The following is a 16,084-nucleotide window of genomic DNA, read 5'->3' on the forward strand; positions in this document are numbered from 1 at the left end:
CTCCCCCTATTGGCCGCTCGCCGCGATCAGCGGATCGACGATCTCGCTGAAGCGGTCGATGCTGAGGACGCCCTTGTACATCTCGCCATTGACGAAGAAGGTCGGCGTCGAATCGACGCCGAACTCACGACCTGCTTCGAATACAGCCTGCACTTGCTGCTGCAGTTCCTCGTTCCGCAGGCATGCCTCGAAGGCGGCCTCGTCCATCCCGGTCATGCCCATGACGGCCTTGAGCGAGCCTGAGCCGTCGGAGGACCGCGCCCAGTTGTCCTGGGTCCGGTAGAGCAGGTCGATGGTGGCGTACCATTTGTCGTCGCCGGCGCACCTGGCCAGCATGAATCCGGCCGAAGAGCGCGGATCGAACGGGAACTCGCGCATGATGAAGCGGACCTTGCCCGTATCGACGTATTTCTCCTTGAAGGCGGGCCAGACATTCAGATGGAAGTTGCGGCAGTGGCCGCAGGTCAGCGACGCGTACTCGATCACGGTGACCGGAGCATCTTCCGGACCGAAGCTTTTTTCCGCGAGCGCTCCCGGCGCGAGCAGGTCTTCGGGAGTCGGTTGGGCAAGCGTCAGAGCTGGAAAGGCGGCCGCCGCTCCGAGAGCGGACAGGCCATATAGAACGTTTCGACGTTTCATGGTCGTTTCCTTTGGTGAGCTTCTACTTTGCAAGCTCTAGCCCCTGGAGGAGCAAGCGCTAATTTGGCGTCAGGCGATCGCTCTCGGACCGCTGCGCACGATGATTGGCGAGGGGATCGAGACACGATCGTAGAGGTCGATGATGTCCTGGTTGATCAGACGGACGCAGCCGCTCGACACCGCGCGCCCTATGGTCCAGTACTCGGGCGAGCCGTGCAGGCGGTAGAGGGTGTCCTGCCCGTTCTGGAAGATGTAGAGCGCCCGCGCACCGAGAGGATTGTCGAGCCCGGGCGGCTGGCCCCCGTTCTCGGCGCTGAATTCTTCCAGCTCGGGCTGGCGCGCAATCATCTCCGCCGGCGGGGTCCAGACCGGCCAGGGCCGCTTCCACTGGATGACCCCTTCACCGGACCAGGTGAACCCCGCCCGCCCGAGGCCGACGCCGTATCTCATCGCCTTGCCGTCGGGCAGAACCAGATAGAGGAAAAAGGACTGCGTATCGACGACGACGGTTCCGGGACGTTCGCCCGTCGGGTCGTCGACGAACTGACGGTAGAACTGCCGGTCGACCCTTCTCAGGTCGACGGCGGGGATCGGGAAATCCTCTTCCGGCATCGCCCGGTACATGGAGACGAAGGAGGGATCGATGCTCGGCGTTTCCGGCACCACCGCGACGGGCTGGATATCGGTGGTCGTGCAGCCGGCCAGCGTCAAGGATGCGGCCGAGGATGCGGCAAGGGTCAGGACTTGCCGTCGGGACAGGCCTGTGCGTGATGGTGTGGTTGTCAATGCTTTGCTCCCAATACGGTCGTGGTCCATTGCTCCCCGCGGAAAGCAATTGGTGAGGACGAATTGCGACCGTCTGGATCGGAGCCGCCTTTCCTCGGGGCTGCGCCCGAAGAAACTCGATCTCCTACCGGCCGTTTCGCCTGCTCGACGCTATTGGGGCGGTGGGACGATGATGGGAATGAAGGCGAACGTCAGGTCCTGCTCCCGGCCGTGTATCGACAGCAGGCCCGCGCTGGCAGCGTGGGGTGAAAGCCAGATCGTCAATCCGGCGCAGTGGTCATGGCATTTCGTCGTGGCGTGCGGCGACAGTGGCAACGCATCATCGTTGCTATCGTTCGGCAGTTCGGAACCGCCGCTGCCAGCCATGATCTCGGCCGTCGCGAACTCCTGAAACGACATCTTCGCAGCCACGGCCGTGGGCGCCGCCATATGGACGGCGACCATGAAAGCCAGGAGGAATGCGAGGAATCGGATCATCGTGCTGTCGTTCTATTCCCTGGGCGAATGCGGGTCTGCAAGCGCCGCGGAAGGCCGGCTGATAGGGACGGAGCTCAGCGACGTTCTTTTTGCCAGTGTTTGCTCGCCGGAACGCTCCAGAAGACTACGGAAGCTTGGGTGCATTCCGCCGTCGACATAAGCATGAGCGCTGAGCGCCGTGCCGTTCTCCACCATGCTCTGCATCGCGAGGAGGTCGGCTTCCGTCCTGCGAGCGACGACGGGGTCGTCCCCTTTCACCGCCGGCGGACAGGCGGCAAGAGGATCGCGCGGCTCTCCACCCTGGAACTCCATGTCGAAGACGTAGCGGCGGCCGCAGTGGGAGACCCTGGGCTGGCGCCGGGTGACTTCAAAGATATCGTAGCCGCGCTTCAGGTCGGTCCAGAAAGAGAAGTTCGGGTCGTCGCGATGCTTCGCCATGTTCTGGGCGGTCATTCGGAATGGAAACGCCTGCACCTGGAAAGCAGGCTGGCCGCCCCTGAGGGCCTCGCGGGCCACGGCGTAGATCTCGGCCACGCCCTCATCCGTCAGGGCGAAGCATCCCGACGACGAACAGGCGCCATGCACCATGAGCGCTTCGCCCGTGTAGCCGAGCGCCGCCTCGAGGCGGTTGGGATAGCCAAGGTTGAAGGAGAGGTAATACTGCGAGTTCGGGTTAAGCATGCCCGCGTTGACGTGGTAGAACCCTTCGGGGGCCTGGCGGTCGCCCTCTCGCGTCTTGGGTCCGAGTTTTCCGGACCAGCGGCACATGGGATAGGTCTTGAGCAGGGCGAACTGGCCGCTGCGGTCGCGCTTCCAGATTTCGAGCTCGCTTTCCTGCTTGAAGATCCTGACGAGGATCGGGGCAGAGGGCGACATGGATTTGCGCGACATTTCGGCAAGGAGGGCGGCAGGGATGGGCTGCGACGCCTTGTTGTCGACGTCGAGAACTGTCGACACGCACCCGCTCGCCAAAAGGGCAAGCAAAACGACCACGCCTATCCTTATCGCTTGCAACATGTTCGCGCTTTCATGATCCTTCGCGCCGATCCGACCTCGGGATCGAGCCGTAAGTTTGGGGCTATCATAGTTAAGAAGATGTTGCCCCTAACATGTTTGCGAGCGGCAAAGAACCGCAGCACGTTCGACTATCCGTCCTCGGGGGAGAGCCGATAAGAAGGACGGAATTGAGGCTGCGCCGCCTTGTCAGGGCTTTTTGGATTGAGGATGCGATGAATTCGCTGGAGCAGATGACCCTGGAAGAATCTCGCGATTTTGTACGCAGGAGAGCGCGCAAGAACCTGTTGGTCGTCCTTCTGCTCGTCGGCTTTGTCGGCGCTGTGTTCTTCGCCAGCTTCGGCCATATCCTGGGCGAGATGCGCCCGGCCCAGGTGGAGACCCAACCGGAATAGCGGAATAGTCACATAGGGTTGAGTGGCGTCGGGAAGCCGACAATGAAAGAGTGGACCGGCATTTGTCCAATTGCCGGTCCACCAATGTTTTTGCGCCTGGTCTCTCTGCTGGCTGCTGGTTCGACAGCCTATATCACCCTTGCCACCATCTTCTGGCTTGTGTGTATCGGGATCGGGCACAACAGGATGGAGATGCTCTATGGAACGACCGCGCTCTATCTCCTGACCCTGGCCGCCGCCGTGGAGGGCGCGTGGTTGTTGCCGGAGGATATCAGGAGATCGTCCTCGTTCATGAGGCTGACCCACTGGTTGAGATCCCGCTGGGATTGACGCTTGAGGAAGTAGATTCTCGCCTCGCTCCAAAGCAGCACCTTCTGCTCGAGATTGTCGAGGATGAAGTCGCCAAGGCTCGTCACGACGGTGAGCACGGCGTGTCCCCCGCCCTGGGCGTCGCGAGCCGTTGTCAGCAGCAACGCGCCGAGCGGATAGCCCATTTCATTGAGGCGCTTGCGCTTCAGCAGCGCGTAGTCCTCACAGTCGGCTGCCGTCGTAGGGTATTCCCAGAACTCCTCGACGCCGTAGATTTCCATGTCGGTGAGCGCCTTGATAGTGTTTACCTTCGTGTTGACCCTGACGATGTCGCTCCAGGCCGCACGCGTCAGCTCGATCATCGTGCCGGCCGGAGCGCGAGCGCATCGGTCTCGATATCGACGGCAATACTCGTAGTATCCGACCGGCATCGAGGTCGTACCGAACGTCGCCATGTTCCGTGCGTTGTATGGTTGGGTGGGGTTGAACTGTGACGCACTCGCCCATGCGGACGTGCAGAAAACCAGGAGCGCGAGTGCGCTCATCCAAAGCTTTTTCATTGTTTGACTCTCCCCGAAGTGATGGGAAGAAGCCTAGCGTAGAAACCTCAAAATCGAAGAAAATCAATGGCTTGTATTCGATTCAAACTCGCTGCAAATCGCAGCGGTTTTCGCAATCCTTCCTTTACCAGGATCGGCGGGCTTGCTGCACGTTAGTTCGCGCTACGATCGGCCTCGCCGTGCCGGTGGCTGGTCAGCCGATCGGAGCTCGGCACGAGATAGGCTGACACTTCCACTTCCTGGCCATCGTCGAAGATCAGCATCAGGCGTTGGCTTTCCGATTGGTCGATCGGAGACGCGGGATCGGCAAGCAGGAGGTGGATGCCGCCAATACGCATCTGCAGTTCGGCGTGCGCGGGAACCAGAAGCGGGCCGCCGACCGGCCCAGCCGCGTCATCGTCGGAATTGAATGGTGTACGCATCAACCTGATGTTTGCAAAGGCTTCGCTGCTCACCTTAGCGAGATAGGCGTGAGTATCCGTGCCGTTCCAGATCGTCAGGAAGCCTCTGGCCGGGGAGCCGTCACCATCAGCAATCAAGATCTCGGCATGTTCGACTGTCAGCGTCAAGAGCGATTGGCAGCCGGCGAGAAATCCCTGTGTACATCGCTTATGTCCCCTCCACGATTAGTGGCCGTGAACGTCCGTGATGAATCGGGCAAGGCTGTGAACCGCGCCCGCCTTCGGGATGCGGCAATTCGGCACTGTTGCGGGACACCGATTCATCCTTCAATATCTATAAGAGCTGGAGGTAATCATGCTGACGATCGGAGAGCTGTCGCGCGTCACCGGGGTGAAAGTTCCGACCATCCGCTACTATGAGCAGATGGGTCTGTTGATGGCGCCGGGCCGCTCGGGCGGCAATCAAAGGCGTTATGAGCCTGGCGAACGGGAACGGTTGTCCTTCATCAAGCACGCTCGCGACCTCGGTTTCACGATCGGGGCCATTCGTGAACTGCTCGAGCTGAGCGAGCATCCGGAACGGCCATGCGCGGATGCCGACAACATCGCGGTTCGTCAGCTGCAGATTGTCCGGGACAAGATTGCAAAGCTCAGGCCCCTTGAGCGCGAACTCGAACGCATCGCGACCCGATGCCACGGCGATCAGATCAGGGACTGTTACGTCATTCAGTCTCTGGCCAACCACGAACTGTGCTCGAACGAGCACTGAGAGTCGGCTTAGACCTCGGTCTCGTCATCGAACCGGCAGTAGTGCGCTACCCTGTCGGCAGGGCCGTTCGTCGAGGGCACGTCGCGAAGGATGATGGTGACGGCCGAGCTATCCTTTGGCGCCACGATCGAGCCGGATATCGTGATCGTCGGATGATCCTCCGGAACCAGCTCGAACGTCGTTTCGTCGCCGATCGTTGGGCCCAGGCGCAATGTCCCGGTATCGTAGTCCCCTTCCGCGGAGAACGTCGTTTCCATCCGGTCCTTTGTAAGGAAGAGATAGAACTCCAGCTCCGACCCGAAGGGTGCGCGGCCCCAGAGCCAAGCTTCGGCCTTTTCCAGTGAGGGCCCGACACGCGCGACGATGTCGTCGCAGTCCTGCGATGTAGGCGTGCCTTGCTCCGGATACCAGAGAAACACGCCGGTCGGAGGGCTCGCCAGGGCATGACCCGCACCGGCCAGCCACAAGGCAGCTCCGAACGCATGTACTGTCAGGCGCGGTCGCATCTCATGTTCCCACACAGCCGGCGCGGCTGTCCTTCGTTTTCGCTTTTAGGTGGTCGTCAATCCGGGATAACCACGCGCGCCACGACTGGCAGATGATTGGAGCCAAATTTCGACCCCAGGGTCAGATCCTCCAGCCCCAATGTTGGCGACAAGACGATGCGGTCGATTGGCGTGCCGATCTGCGTGAGCGACCAGAGACGTATGCTGAAGCGTGTCGGCAGCGGCCACCACCGGGATTCGGTCGTCCGGTATCCCGTCGAGGACAGGAAGTCGAGAAAGAACGGAGACCAGGGTGGCGTGTTCCAATCGCCGGCGACGACGACCAGAGCGTCCGACGGCTCCGACTTCACGGCTGCTTCCAGATCCCGAAGGTACGCGGCGCGCGCTTCCCAAGCGCGGGGGCTGCGCGGAGTCTGTGGATGGACTGCATAGAGAACAACCGTCCTCCCTTCGACCGACAGCTCGAAGCGCACGGCGAACCTGCCGTATGTGTCGCCGCTCTCGGGAAAGACCGTCCGTTCGTCGAGGATCGGGAACCGGCTGAGAACCTTCATGTCGGTGTTGCCGGCAAGGTCGCGGCTGCTTTCGAAGGGCCAGCGCCCTCTGGCGATCAACGTGTTCTGCCAGAACGGCCTCACCTCCTGCAGCACCAGGATATCCGCCTCGCCGACCTCGGGAAGCGCAAGAAAGGGACGCGGATCCAGATTGTCGACCAGGACATTGGCGGAGACCACGGTGAACGTCGTTCCCGCCGCCGCGGGCGCCGGCGGCGGGAGGAAAAGATAGGGAACGCCGGCAGCCAGAAGCGCGATTGCTCCCGCGATCTTCGTGGAGCGCCGAGGAAGCGCGAAGCCTATGACGAAAAGAATGACGCCCGCCACGAGAAGGTGGGGACGGATGAAGTTTGCCAGGTCTGCAGCCCATAGATTTCGGGATAGCGCTACGGATACGAACTGTGCCGCGGCAAAGGCGAGCTGCGCCAGCAGCAAGACGGCGAGGAAAAGCTTCGGCGTGCGGCCGCTGGCTGAAGAGAAGGGCACCGGTGTCGATCCTGCTGAAAGCGCCGCGAGGAGCAGATTATTTCTGCGGTGCAGGTTTCGGCCAATGGGGCAATCTGGCGCATGGGGCTAGCGACAGGTTGGAAGTCCCGCATGAATTCGGCGCTTGTTGCGCGGCGGCCCAAAAAGGGCAGGGAAAAAGCGTACAAGGCAGAGGTCCGTGCATACTCAAGGTCTCCACTCCTGCGAGGTGAACGAGCACCTCATGACCGAGCTGGCGCTGGCCTTGCTAGACACGGTAACGAAACATCGCGCCGGCTCCAGCCGAAGCGCGATGTACTGACGGGAAGCACACGGCAGAGCGGGAACTGAAAAATCTGAAATTTCCTCTTGATCCTCTAGCTGCTCTAGGTCGTATGGAATTGCTCCTGACATACAGGAGTGTAGATTATGACGGTCCCGCAACGCCAGACGCGCTTTCGAGTGGAGGGGATGGATTGCGCGAGCTGCGCGGCCAAGATCGAGACAGCCGTTCGCCGCATTCCGGCCGTGACAGATGTAGGAGTTTCGGTCGTCGCCGGCACGATGACGGTGACACACGGGCCGGAAACCGACCTCGACGGTGTCGCGCGCAAGCTCGGCAGCCTTGGCTACAAGGCGTCCCCCCTGACGCGAACCGGAGAGAAGGCGCCCGCCTCCGGTCATGTCCACGGTCCGGAATGCCGTCACGAGGGGCATGAGCATTCGCACGACAACGATCACCATGCGCATGGCGGCGGTAACGCGCATGACGGTGTCCCTCCATCCAGGGCCTCGAATGTGCCGACCGGCGACTCGCTTCACGGCATGCACGGGCATGACCATGGGCCGATCGACGGTCCGTGGTGGAGCACATCGAAGGCGAAGCTGACCATCGTCTGCGGCGCGGCGCTCGCCATCGCCTTCGGGCTGTCGCAACTCTTTCCGCAAACGCAACCCTGGGGCTTCATCATCGCCATGGCCGTCGGGCTCGTGCCGATCGCGCGCCGGGCGCTGTTCGGGGCGATGAACGGCAGCCCGTTCTCGATCGAGACGCTTATGACCGTGGCGGCGGTGGGCGCCGTCATCATCGATGCTGCGGAGGAAGCCGCAGTCGTCGTCTTCCTGTTCCTTGTCGGCGAACTGCTGGAAGGCATCGCAACGGGACGGGCGCGAGCGTCGATCCGTGCGCTCTCGAACCTGATGCCTAAGACCGCGCTGCTTGAAAGCGAGGGAGGCACACGGACCGTTCCGGCGGACAGCCTCACGGTCGGTTCGATCGTGATGATCCGTCCGGGCGACCGGGTGCCGGCCGACGGCGTCGTGCTTTCCGGCGAAAGCGCGGTAGACGAAGCGCCGGTGACCGGTGAGTCGGTCCCCAAGCGAAAGGAGGAAGGCGACAAGGTGTTCGCCGGCACGGTGAACCAGGAAGGGGTGCTGCGCGTGCGCGTCACGGCGGCCGCGGCAGACAACACGATCGCTCGCATCATTGCGCTGGTCGAGGAGGCGCAGGAATCGAAGGCTCCGACCGAACGCTTCATCGACCGCTTTTCCAAATACTATACGCCAGGCGTGATGGTCGTGGCAGCGCTCGTGGCTATCCTGCCGCCGTTGCTGGGCGGAGCCGAGTGGAACACATGGATCTATCGCGGTCTCGCGGTTCTGCTGATCGGCTGCCCGTGCGCGCTCGTCATCTCGACGCCGGCCGCAATCGCGGCTGGGCTTTCCGCCGGCGCCCGGCGCGGCCTGCTGATGAAAGGTGGAGCCGTGCTGGAGAACCTCGGTAAGGTCGACAGCGTGGCTTTCGACAAGACCGGGACGCTGACCGAGGGCAAGCCGAAGGTGACGGACATCGTCGGCATAGGGCGCGACGAGCGCGAGACACTTCGCCTCGCCGCGTCGCTGGAGGTGGGCTCAAGCCATCCGCTTGCGGTCGCGATCCTCGCAAAAGCCGAAGCGGAGAATGTGCCAGTGGTCGCGGCATCGGAGGCGGGCGCTGTTGGCGGCAAGGGCGTTGTGGGGACGCTCGATGGTGTGAAGCTGTTCTTCGCCTCGCCACGTGCGGCGGGCCAGCAGGTCATGCTCGACGAGGCCCTTACCACACGCATTGCGTCGCTCAACGACGAGGGCAAGACCGTGTCGGTGCTGTTGGCAGGCGGACAGGTCGCCGGTTTGATAGCCATGCGCGACGAGCCACGCGATGACGCGAAGGCCGGCATCGCCGCGCTGCGCGAGTTGGGCGCCGACTCTGTGATGCTGACGGGCGACAACCAGCGCACGGCCAAGGCGATTGCCGCCTCGCTCGGGATGGAAGCGCGCGCCGAGCTCTTGCCTCAGGACAAGCAGAAGATCGTCGGCGAGATGCGGGCGACAGGCTCGTTCGTCGCCAAGGTCGGCGACGGAATCAACGATGCGCCCGCACTTGCCGCCGCCGACATCGGCATCGCCATGGGAAGCGGAACCGACGTCGCGCTGGAGACCGCGGACGCAGCGGTCTTGCACGGTCGTGTCAAGGATGTGGCGAACATGGTCTCGCTCTCGCGCGCAACCATGAGCAACATCTGGCAGAACATCGTCATGTCGCTTGGCCTCAAGGCGGTGTTCCTCGTCACGACCGTCCTTGGCGTGACCGGGTTGTGGCCCGCGATCCTGGCCGACACCGGCGCTACCGTTCTGGTCACCGCCAACGCCATGCGCTTGTTGGCCTGGCGCGGCATTCGCGATGCCTGACACATACATGCGGCGATGTGCATCCTGTTCCTGCAAGGCGGAGATGGCGCAGAACGCCTCATGTCGAGTGCGATATGGAGTGGAAAAATTGTTCAATGCTAACAAAGCCGTCGCCATGGCGACGCTGTTCATGTCCAGCTTGCTGATTGCCTCGCCCGCAGCGGCGCACGACTTTTCGGTCGGCGACATTGCGGTCGGCCATCCGTGGTCGCGTCTCGCACCGGCCAACGCTCCGGTCATAGGCGGCTATCTGACGCTGACCAACACAGGGTCGCAGCCCGATACGCTGGTCGGCGGAAGTGCCACGATCGCCGAACGCGTCGAGATCCACGAGATGCGTATCGAGGACGGGGTGGCCCGTATGCGGCCTCTTCCCGCTGGGCAGGAGATAGCTCCCGGAGCGACGGTCGAGCTCCAGCCGGGCGGTACCCATCTCATGTTCATCAATCCTGAACGTGCGTTCTCGGAAGGCGAGCGCTTCGAGGTGACGCTCGAGTTCGCGAATGCCGGTGAAGTGGCCGTCGAGTTCGTGGTGCAAAGGAACCCGGGTGGAAATGCGGGACAAGAGGATGAACATGGAGGCCATGCGCCATGAGCTTTGTCAGGCTGTTCCGCATCGGCGTTTGGGTCGCAATCGCGGTGCTGGGCACGTACCTGGTGGTGTCGACGCAGATGACCGCGCAGCGCCAGCCTGTGGAAGCTTCGACCGGGGCAGCGCGTGTGGGCGGCCCGTTCTCGCTCGTGTCGCATGAGGGAGAGCGGGTGGACAATCAGTCGCTGGCGGGGCGTCCCTACGTCGTGTTCTTCGGCTTCACCCATTGCCCCGAGATTTGTCCGACGACGCTGTTCGAGCTGACCGACCTGATGGGCGAACTGGGCCCGGATGCAGACAAGCTTGAAGTCCTGTTCGTCACCGTCGATCCGGAGCGGGACACGCAAGACATGCTCGCCGGCTACATGACCTCCTTTGACAGCCGCATCACCGCGCTGCGGGGGACGGCCGAAGAGACCGAGGCCGCACTGAACGCATTCTCGGCCTACGCGGCAAAGGTGCCTCTCGAAGCCGGCCAGTACACGATGGATCACACGGCCGGCGTCTTCCTCATGCGCGGCGACGGCAGCTTCGGTGGCGTTCTCGACATGCACGAACCCCGCGAGACGAGGCTGGAAAAACTGCGCCGTCTCGCGAGCGCCTGACCGGGACTAGACGATGCTCGACAAGGTGTCCAACAAATCGGCTGAAGACTGGAATTCCTGGTGGCTGTTAGTGGCCTGGCTGATCGCGGCCGGGTCGACGCTGGCAGCCTTGTTCATCGGTGAGATCGTGGGGCAGACCCCGTGCAACCTCTGCTGGTTCCAGCGGGTGTTCATGTTCCCGCTTGCCATTGTGCTCGGCATCGCGGCGTTCAGGCTGGATGTCGGTATCAGGATCTACGCCTTGCCGCTGGTGGCAATCGGCGCTGCAATCGCGGCATTTCACTCGCTGGTGTACTTCGGCCTCATTGATGAGGGCATAACGCCGTGCGCCCGCGACGGCCCGTCCTGCTCGGGAGCCGACATGACCATTTTCGGCGGCGTGCCGCTGCCGCTCGTGTCGCTGCTCGCGTTCATCGCGATCGGCGGCAGTCTTGCCTTGTGCCGACCTGGAGTTTTCAAATGAACCGTCGACAGGTGACCATCCTATCCGTTGGATTGGCCGCAGGAGCAATCTTCGGGGCGTCAGCGCTCTACTACAACCGCGCGCGCAGCCTCGATCCGTCCGGCGCCGAAGCTCTCGTGCGGGAGCATTCTCCCGTTATGGGGCCACCGGATGCTCCTGTGACGATCGTGGAGTTCTTCGATCCCTCCTGTGAAGCCTGCCGGGCCTTCCATCCCCTCGTGAAGAACATCCTTGCGCAGTATCCCGATGACGTCAGGGTCGTGTTCCGGTACGCGGCCTTCCACGACGGGTCGGATCAGGCGGTCGGGATCATCGAGGCGGCACGACGGCAGGACCTCTTCGTCCCGGTGCTCGAAGCACTTCTTGACGCGCAGCCGGAGTGGGCAATTCATGGCAACCCGAACCTCGACCGCGCCTGGCAGGCCGCCGCCGCAGCAGGCCTCGACCTCGAGCGCGCGCGCGAAGACGCAACCACGGCCGAGGTCGCGGCTGTGCTGCGGCAGGATACCAGCGATGTCGACGCTTTGGGGGTCAGACAGACGCCGACATTCTTCGTAAACGGCAAGAGCCTTCAGTCCTTCGGGCCGCAGCAGCTGATTGATCTTGTCTCCGCCGAAGTGCGATCCGCTCGCGAGAGCGGATGAGCCATCCGGCTGTGGGGCCGGATCACTCATGATTGGATTTGAGTTCGCCCCGTGGGTCGACCTGCACGGTGACGTGGTCGATCGCATAGCGCTCCTTGAGCCAGGCCGAGACGAGCGGCGGGAGGCTGAGCGGATCCGTTCCGGTCGCCGGGCTGACATGGACTGTGGCGACGCTCGTCTCGTCCGTCAGCGTCCAGGCATGAAAGTGCCCGGCCTCGGCGATGCCCGGTACGCCGGCGAGCCCGCGCTCCGCTTCGATCGCGTCCACACCACGCGGAACAGCTTGCAGCAGGACGCGGATCGAATCCGAGACCAGGCTCCATGCGGATCTGACGACGAGCCCCGCCACCAGCACGGACAGGATGGGGTCGAGTATCGTCCATCCGGTCAGCATGATCCCGATCGCCGCAGCGATCGCGCCGACGGAGCCGAGCAGGTCGCCGATGACGTGCAGGAAGGCGCCCCTGAGATTGCTGTCGCCCTTGTTGCCCGACCAGAGGATCCAGGCGCCGGCGACGTTCACGCCCAGGCCGATCACCGCGACGATCAGCATCGGGCCCGCCAGAATCTCCACCGGCGCGTTGATGCGCTGCACGGCCTCCCACGCGATCCAGGCCACGAGCAGGAGCAACGTCGCGCCGTTGGCGAGCGCCGCCAGTACCCTTACCCGGTGGAAACCGTAGGTGCGTTGGGAGTCCGCCGCGCGCCGAGCGATGCGATAGGCGATCAGGGCGAGCAGCAGCGCGGCCGCGTCGGAGACCATGTGGCCCGCATCCGCGATTAGCGCGAGCGAGCCTGAGTACCAGCCGCCGATCGCCTGCACGATGGCGTAGCTTGCCGTGAAGATTAGTACGAATCGGATGCGCCGCTCGTTCGAAGCGGTCACGACCTGTGCGTGATCGTGGCCCTCCTCGTGCGCGTGCCCTTCATGGCCCGTCTTCGAGATCTCTGGATTGCCGGTCACATCAAGCTCCTTTGGAAAGACGCCACATGCCCCACCACGCTACAGGCGCGAGCAGCACGACGGTCGCCATGCCGGGAAAATAGGCAAAAGGCTCTGGGGTAAACCATGGGAAGACGATAAAGTGCGCGAGCTCCGTGATGCCCATGGCAGCGAATAAGGTCCAGGCGAGATAGGTGCCGAAACTGTACCCGCGGCTGACCAGGACGGGCATCAGCAGCCACGCTCCAACGGACAGCAGGACCAGCAGGATCACCTGCCAGGAAGCGGCTTCGGGCGTCACTATGCCGGTAATCTCCGCCAGCCTCTCGAAGAAGCCCATCGAGTATTCTTCGATGCGGTGAAGGGCGAAGAGCGCTAGTGCAAGAAAGTACGGGGTCCTGATCGCGGTGAAGGACGGGGTTGTCGGAAAGATCAGCCACAGCACGAACCCGCCGAGGAATCCGGAGGTGAAGATCAGCATCGTCCAGAAGCCGAAGGCGGAATAGCCAAGAACGAGAACCGCAACGGTGAAAAGGAATGCCGCTGTGACGGTCGTGGGATTGCTGGTCATGGCCGACCCCGCAACGCGGATGTTGAGGCTCGGAGGACTAAAGCCTGATCGGGCTTGTTCGCCCCGCGGGCCTTGAAAGTGTGTGACAACGCGGCATCGGTCGGAAGCGCGCAAGGGCCTCCGGTCTGCTGCTTTCTGAATGTGGTTTCGCGGAACATCGGCGGCTCACCTGATCCTGACTTGATTAAGACTGCATCCTCTAGCCGCTAGAGGAGCAAGCGAATTTTGCAGGTCGGAAAACTTCTGGGCCATTTCCGCTAGACGTCTTTTCGAGGGGCTCCTCATGGTTTGCGACATGGTGTTGGATTTTTGCCTCGCGCCGCCTGCCTCTCGCTCTCTCGGCGCAGAAGCAGTATTCGGCCTCGGCTAGCGGAACCTAGGAATTGTGCGGCTAACGAGAGAGCGAACTTCAAATAGTCGTGCAACAATTGGCCTCTAACAGTCTCCGCTTGAAACTTGGGGTAACGATGGGTGGGGTCATGTTGGAGGAGCAGAAGTTTGAATTTGTTGCCCAGGATGCGGGCACGCGTGTCGCGGCGGTCAGTCACGGGAGGGACATCTGGCTCTACAGGCTGCTTGTAAGATTGTGGAAAGCTCCGCTGCGTGCATGGCACAGGCGCTATTTGGCTTCCTTGAGCGACCGTCAGTTGTTGGATGCTGGCATCGATCTGACGCGTGCGGGCAGGGGCAGGGGCTCGGCCGCACGCCTCGATCCGAATCTCGAAGGTCTTCGGTAGTCTGCGTCACCGAAGTCACATCCTGCAGTCGTCGGACGGCGGGATAAAACATGCCCACTTAAAGGCGTGCCGCGAAGCTCGGTGCGCCTTCTTTTTGTGTTCTGTTTTCCCGCTCTCACTCGGAGCGTGATGTGGATCCACATAAGGATGGGCGCGGACGCCGGCTCTGCCGCCTCAAGCAAAGCGGTCGGGCAGGCGCGGATGCGTCACGACAAGCTCATCGGGAACAGCCGCCTTTCCGAAGCGCCGAACGACAAGCGTCAACAGGGTGCGAATGTCATTTTCCCTGTGCGCCGGATCGCTGAACAGCCGGGCCGATACGTAGCTCTGCCACTTCAGCAGCGCCGCCGCCTTTCCGCGCGAAAGCGTCATCGTCACCGCTTTGGCCCGAAGTGAAAGCTTCTCGGGATGCGAAAACAGCGGCTCGTACAGAAACATAAGGGCGGCGGACATGCGGTAGAGCTGCCGCTTGGCTTCGTGGAGGCGCTCGTAGTCCGACACCGCGCGCAACGCCTGAAGCTTGAGGGTGAGGGTGTAGAAATGCGTCTTCGAGCCCGGAGGCACGAGATTCAGCGCCTGATCGATGCAGCGCAGCGCAGCCTCGGTTTCGCCCGCGAACGCCCGGAACTGGCCGACGATCGCCAGCGATCCGGCCGCCGATACGCTGGAAGCGTAGGCTTCCTCGGATAACTCGCGTGCGAGGTCGAAATAGCCGCGCTGAAGGAAATGAAGCAGCTTGGCCGCCATAATGGCGTATTCCGGCTGGGACTGGATATGAGGCAGCGCCTCGAGAACCAGCGCCTCGATGTCGTTCTCGTCCTGGGGCCGGTCGTCGATGCCGTTCTGAAACAGATTGTAGCCGAACTGGATGTACTTCGAATGTATGTGCGTGGCATACATCACCTTGAGGGACGCATCGTCTGGGCTGTCCTTCCGCAGATGCCTGAGCCGAACCTCGTTCTCCTTCCATGCAGCCACGACCCGGCTCTCGTGCAGCGACACCAGTTTCTGAAGATGCCCGTCGCTGTCGGTCGGCACGCCGGGGCCGAGTTCCAGATGGGTTGAGGCCGATTGCATCAGCACCGGCAGCGGGAGATCATCCCCGACATACGTGGCCAATGACCGCCAGGTCTCCGCTAGAAGGAGCCTTGTCACCTCGGCGGCGGATCGTATGGAATGCGCTGGATCGTCATCTGGCACCATGACGCGGCGAACCGCCAATATCCGGCCTGAGCGAAATTGCCGCGTCGTGGCGACGCAATTCACCGCACCGCGTTCCTCGAAGAATGTCAACTCAACCGAAAGGGTAGGCATAGTATCGGTGAAGTCGGGTGCAGGCGGGCAATCCGGCGCAAGCATAACTCGCCGTTCGGGTGGTAATTCGGATCGGAACGCTCCGTGCAGATGTGACGCGAACCTCTCGGCAAGGGCGCGGCGGTCGTCGAGATTGTCGATTCCCTTGAGCGGGCCTACTATGAGATAGGCGGCCGCGTAGTTGGCATCGACGCTCGGAGCGCCACCGATCCAGACATAGCCTTCCCCATAGCGCGTCGCGATGAATCGCGGCTCGCGGGCGTTGTCCGAAAGCTTGCGGCGCAACCGATTGACCAGGAAATCGATGTTCCGGTCGCCATTGTCGGAGCCTGACCCTGTGACCGCATCCAGAATCTGATCGCGGGTCAGGATTCTGTTCGGATGCCGCACCAACACCGCGAGCGCCCGCTTCTCGGAGCGCGTGAATGAAATCCGTTTGCCGCCCGGCATTTCCACGAAGGAAAAATCTGGAGCAAGCCTTATGCTTACAGGTTTCTCGCCCACCTACCCCACCCAAGCGCGCCCAAAAACCGCGACGATCGCAGGAACACTATTTAACAATAGCAACTCCTCCCGCCAACAAACATTTCAAACAAGCCAACCGCGATAGCAC

At 62.4% G+C, this 16,084-nt stretch carries 18 protein-coding genes; 7 read left to right on the forward strand and 11 right to left on the reverse strand.

What is annotated here, in order from left to right:
- Nucleotides 1-6: 6 nt before the first annotated feature.
- The 4 genes from D5400_RS00920 to D5400_RS00935 all read right to left on the reverse strand — a co-directional run bounded on the left by D5400_RS00920 (nt 7) and on the right by D5400_RS00935 (nt 2,919).
- Entirely contained in the window at nt 7-639 is a 633-nt protein-coding gene (locus D5400_RS00920) for a DsbA family protein (protein WP_126006772.1), read from the reverse strand.
- A gap of 69 nt (nt 640-708) precedes the next feature.
- A complete protein-coding gene (locus tag D5400_RS00925) occupies nt 709-1,425 on the reverse strand; it encodes a L,D-transpeptidase (RefSeq protein ID WP_372493038.1) in 717 nt (238 codons plus the stop codon).
- A gap of 150 nt (nt 1,426-1,575) precedes the next feature.
- On the reverse strand, nt 1,576-1,902 hold the full coding sequence (locus D5400_RS00930; RefSeq protein ID WP_126006774.1) for a hypothetical protein: 327 nt from the start codon (nt 1,900-1,902) through the stop codon (nt 1,576-1,578).
- 12 nt (nt 1,903-1,914) lie between these two features.
- Nucleotides 1,915-2,919, reverse strand: coding sequence for a L,D-transpeptidase family protein (locus D5400_RS00935; RefSeq protein ID WP_201744836.1), 1,005 nt, complete (start codon nt 2,917-2,919; stop codon nt 1,915-1,917).
- Nucleotides 2,920-3,086: 167 nt separating this feature from the next.
- On the opposite strand from D5400_RS00935, the gene D5400_RS00940 reads away from it, so the two are divergent.
- Nucleotides 3,087-3,311 (forward strand): hypothetical protein, encoded by a 225-nt coding sequence (locus D5400_RS00940; RefSeq protein WP_126006776.1) that lies wholly within the window; start codon nt 3,087-3,089, stop codon nt 3,309-3,311.
- Nucleotides 3,312-3,526: 215 nt separating this feature from the next.
- Here the strand turns inward: D5400_RS00940 and D5400_RS00945 are convergent, their stop codons facing one another.
- Nucleotides 3,527-4,180, reverse strand: a complete 654-nt coding sequence (locus D5400_RS00945; RefSeq protein WP_126006778.1) for a transglutaminase-like cysteine peptidase — start codon at nt 4,178-4,180, stop codon at nt 3,527-3,529.
- A 152-nt stretch (nt 4,181-4,332) separates the two neighbouring features.
- Entirely contained in the window at nt 4,333-4,749 is a 417-nt protein-coding gene (locus tag D5400_RS00950) for a copper chaperone PCu(A)C (RefSeq protein WP_126006780.1), read from the reverse strand.
- Between the two features lie 187 nt (nt 4,750-4,936).
- Here D5400_RS00950 and D5400_RS00955 point away from each other — a divergent pair, with 187 nt between their 5' ends.
- Nucleotides 4,937-5,350 carry a MerR family transcriptional regulator gene (locus tag D5400_RS00955; RefSeq protein WP_126006782.1) on the forward strand — a complete coding sequence of 138 codons (414 nt, stop codon included), beginning with the start codon at nt 4,937-4,939 and terminating at the stop codon, nt 5,348-5,350.
- An 8-nt stretch (nt 5,351-5,358) separates the two neighbouring features.
- On the opposite strand, the gene D5400_RS00960 is transcribed toward D5400_RS00955, so the two are convergent.
- Together D5400_RS00960 and D5400_RS00965 are read right to left on the reverse strand one after the other, a co-directional pair.
- Nucleotides 5,359-5,856, reverse strand: coding sequence for a hypothetical protein (locus D5400_RS00960; protein ID WP_126006784.1), 498 nt, complete (start codon nt 5,854-5,856; stop codon nt 5,359-5,361).
- Between the two features lie 56 nt (nt 5,857-5,912).
- Complete coding sequence (locus tag D5400_RS00965; protein WP_161601182.1) at nt 5,913-6,896, reverse strand: endonuclease/exonuclease/phosphatase family protein; 984 nt, start codon at nt 6,894-6,896, stop codon at nt 5,913-5,915.
- Nucleotides 6,897-7,304: 408 nt separating this feature from the next.
- Here D5400_RS00965 and D5400_RS00970 point away from each other — a divergent pair, with 408 nt between their 5' ends.
- The 5 genes from D5400_RS00970 to D5400_RS00990 are packed head-to-tail and all read left to right on the forward strand — an operon-like array spanning nt 7,305 to nt 11,906.
- Nucleotides 7,305-9,602 (forward strand): heavy metal translocating P-type ATPase, encoded by a 2,298-nt coding sequence (locus tag D5400_RS00970; RefSeq protein WP_126006787.1) that lies wholly within the window; start codon nt 7,305-7,307, stop codon nt 9,600-9,602.
- Between the two features lie 43 nt (nt 9,603-9,645).
- Nucleotides 9,646-10,197 carry a copper chaperone PCu(A)C gene (locus D5400_RS00975; RefSeq protein ID WP_235897755.1) on the forward strand — a complete coding sequence of 184 codons (552 nt, stop codon included), beginning with the start codon at nt 9,646-9,648 and terminating at the stop codon, nt 10,195-10,197.
- The gene (locus D5400_RS00980) at nt 10,194-10,799 is read left to right on the forward strand and encodes an SCO family protein (protein WP_126006790.1); all 606 of its coding nucleotides are present in this window, start codon (nt 10,194-10,196) and stop codon (nt 10,797-10,799) included. The genes D5400_RS00975 and D5400_RS00980 overlap by 4 nt, the downstream gene beginning before the upstream one ends.
- A 13-nt stretch (nt 10,800-10,812) precedes the next feature.
- Nucleotides 10,813-11,262 carry a disulfide bond formation protein B gene (locus D5400_RS00985; RefSeq protein WP_126006792.1) on the forward strand — a complete coding sequence of 150 codons (450 nt, stop codon included), beginning with the start codon at nt 10,813-10,815 and terminating at the stop codon, nt 11,260-11,262.
- Nucleotides 11,259-11,906, forward strand: coding sequence for a DsbA family protein (locus D5400_RS00990; RefSeq protein ID WP_126006794.1), 648 nt, complete (start codon nt 11,259-11,261; stop codon nt 11,904-11,906). The genes D5400_RS00985 and D5400_RS00990 overlap by 4 nt, the downstream gene beginning before the upstream one ends.
- A 22-nt stretch (nt 11,907-11,928) precedes the next feature.
- Here the strand turns inward: D5400_RS00990 and D5400_RS00995 are convergent, their stop codons facing one another.
- The 3 genes from D5400_RS00995 to D5400_RS01005 form a co-directional block, all read right to left on the reverse strand.
- Nucleotides 11,929-12,870 carry a cation diffusion facilitator family transporter gene (locus D5400_RS00995; protein ID WP_235897757.1) on the reverse strand — a complete coding sequence of 314 codons (942 nt, stop codon included), beginning with the start codon at nt 12,868-12,870 and terminating at the stop codon, nt 11,929-11,931.
- A gap of 1 nt (nt 12,871) precedes the next feature.
- Nucleotides 12,872-13,420 carry a hypothetical protein gene (locus D5400_RS01000; protein ID WP_126006796.1) on the reverse strand — a complete coding sequence of 183 codons (549 nt, stop codon included), beginning with the start codon at nt 13,418-13,420 and terminating at the stop codon, nt 12,872-12,874.
- Between the two features lie 911 nt (nt 13,421-14,331).
- Entirely contained in the window at nt 14,332-15,975 is a 1,644-nt protein-coding gene (locus D5400_RS01005; RefSeq protein WP_126006798.1) for a winged helix-turn-helix domain-containing protein, read from the reverse strand.
- Nucleotides 15,976-16,084 lie beyond the last annotated feature (109 nt).

Source organism: Georhizobium profundi (assembly GCF_003952725.1).
Lineage (GTDB): Bacteria > Pseudomonadota > Alphaproteobacteria > Rhizobiales > Rhizobiaceae > Georhizobium > Georhizobium profundi.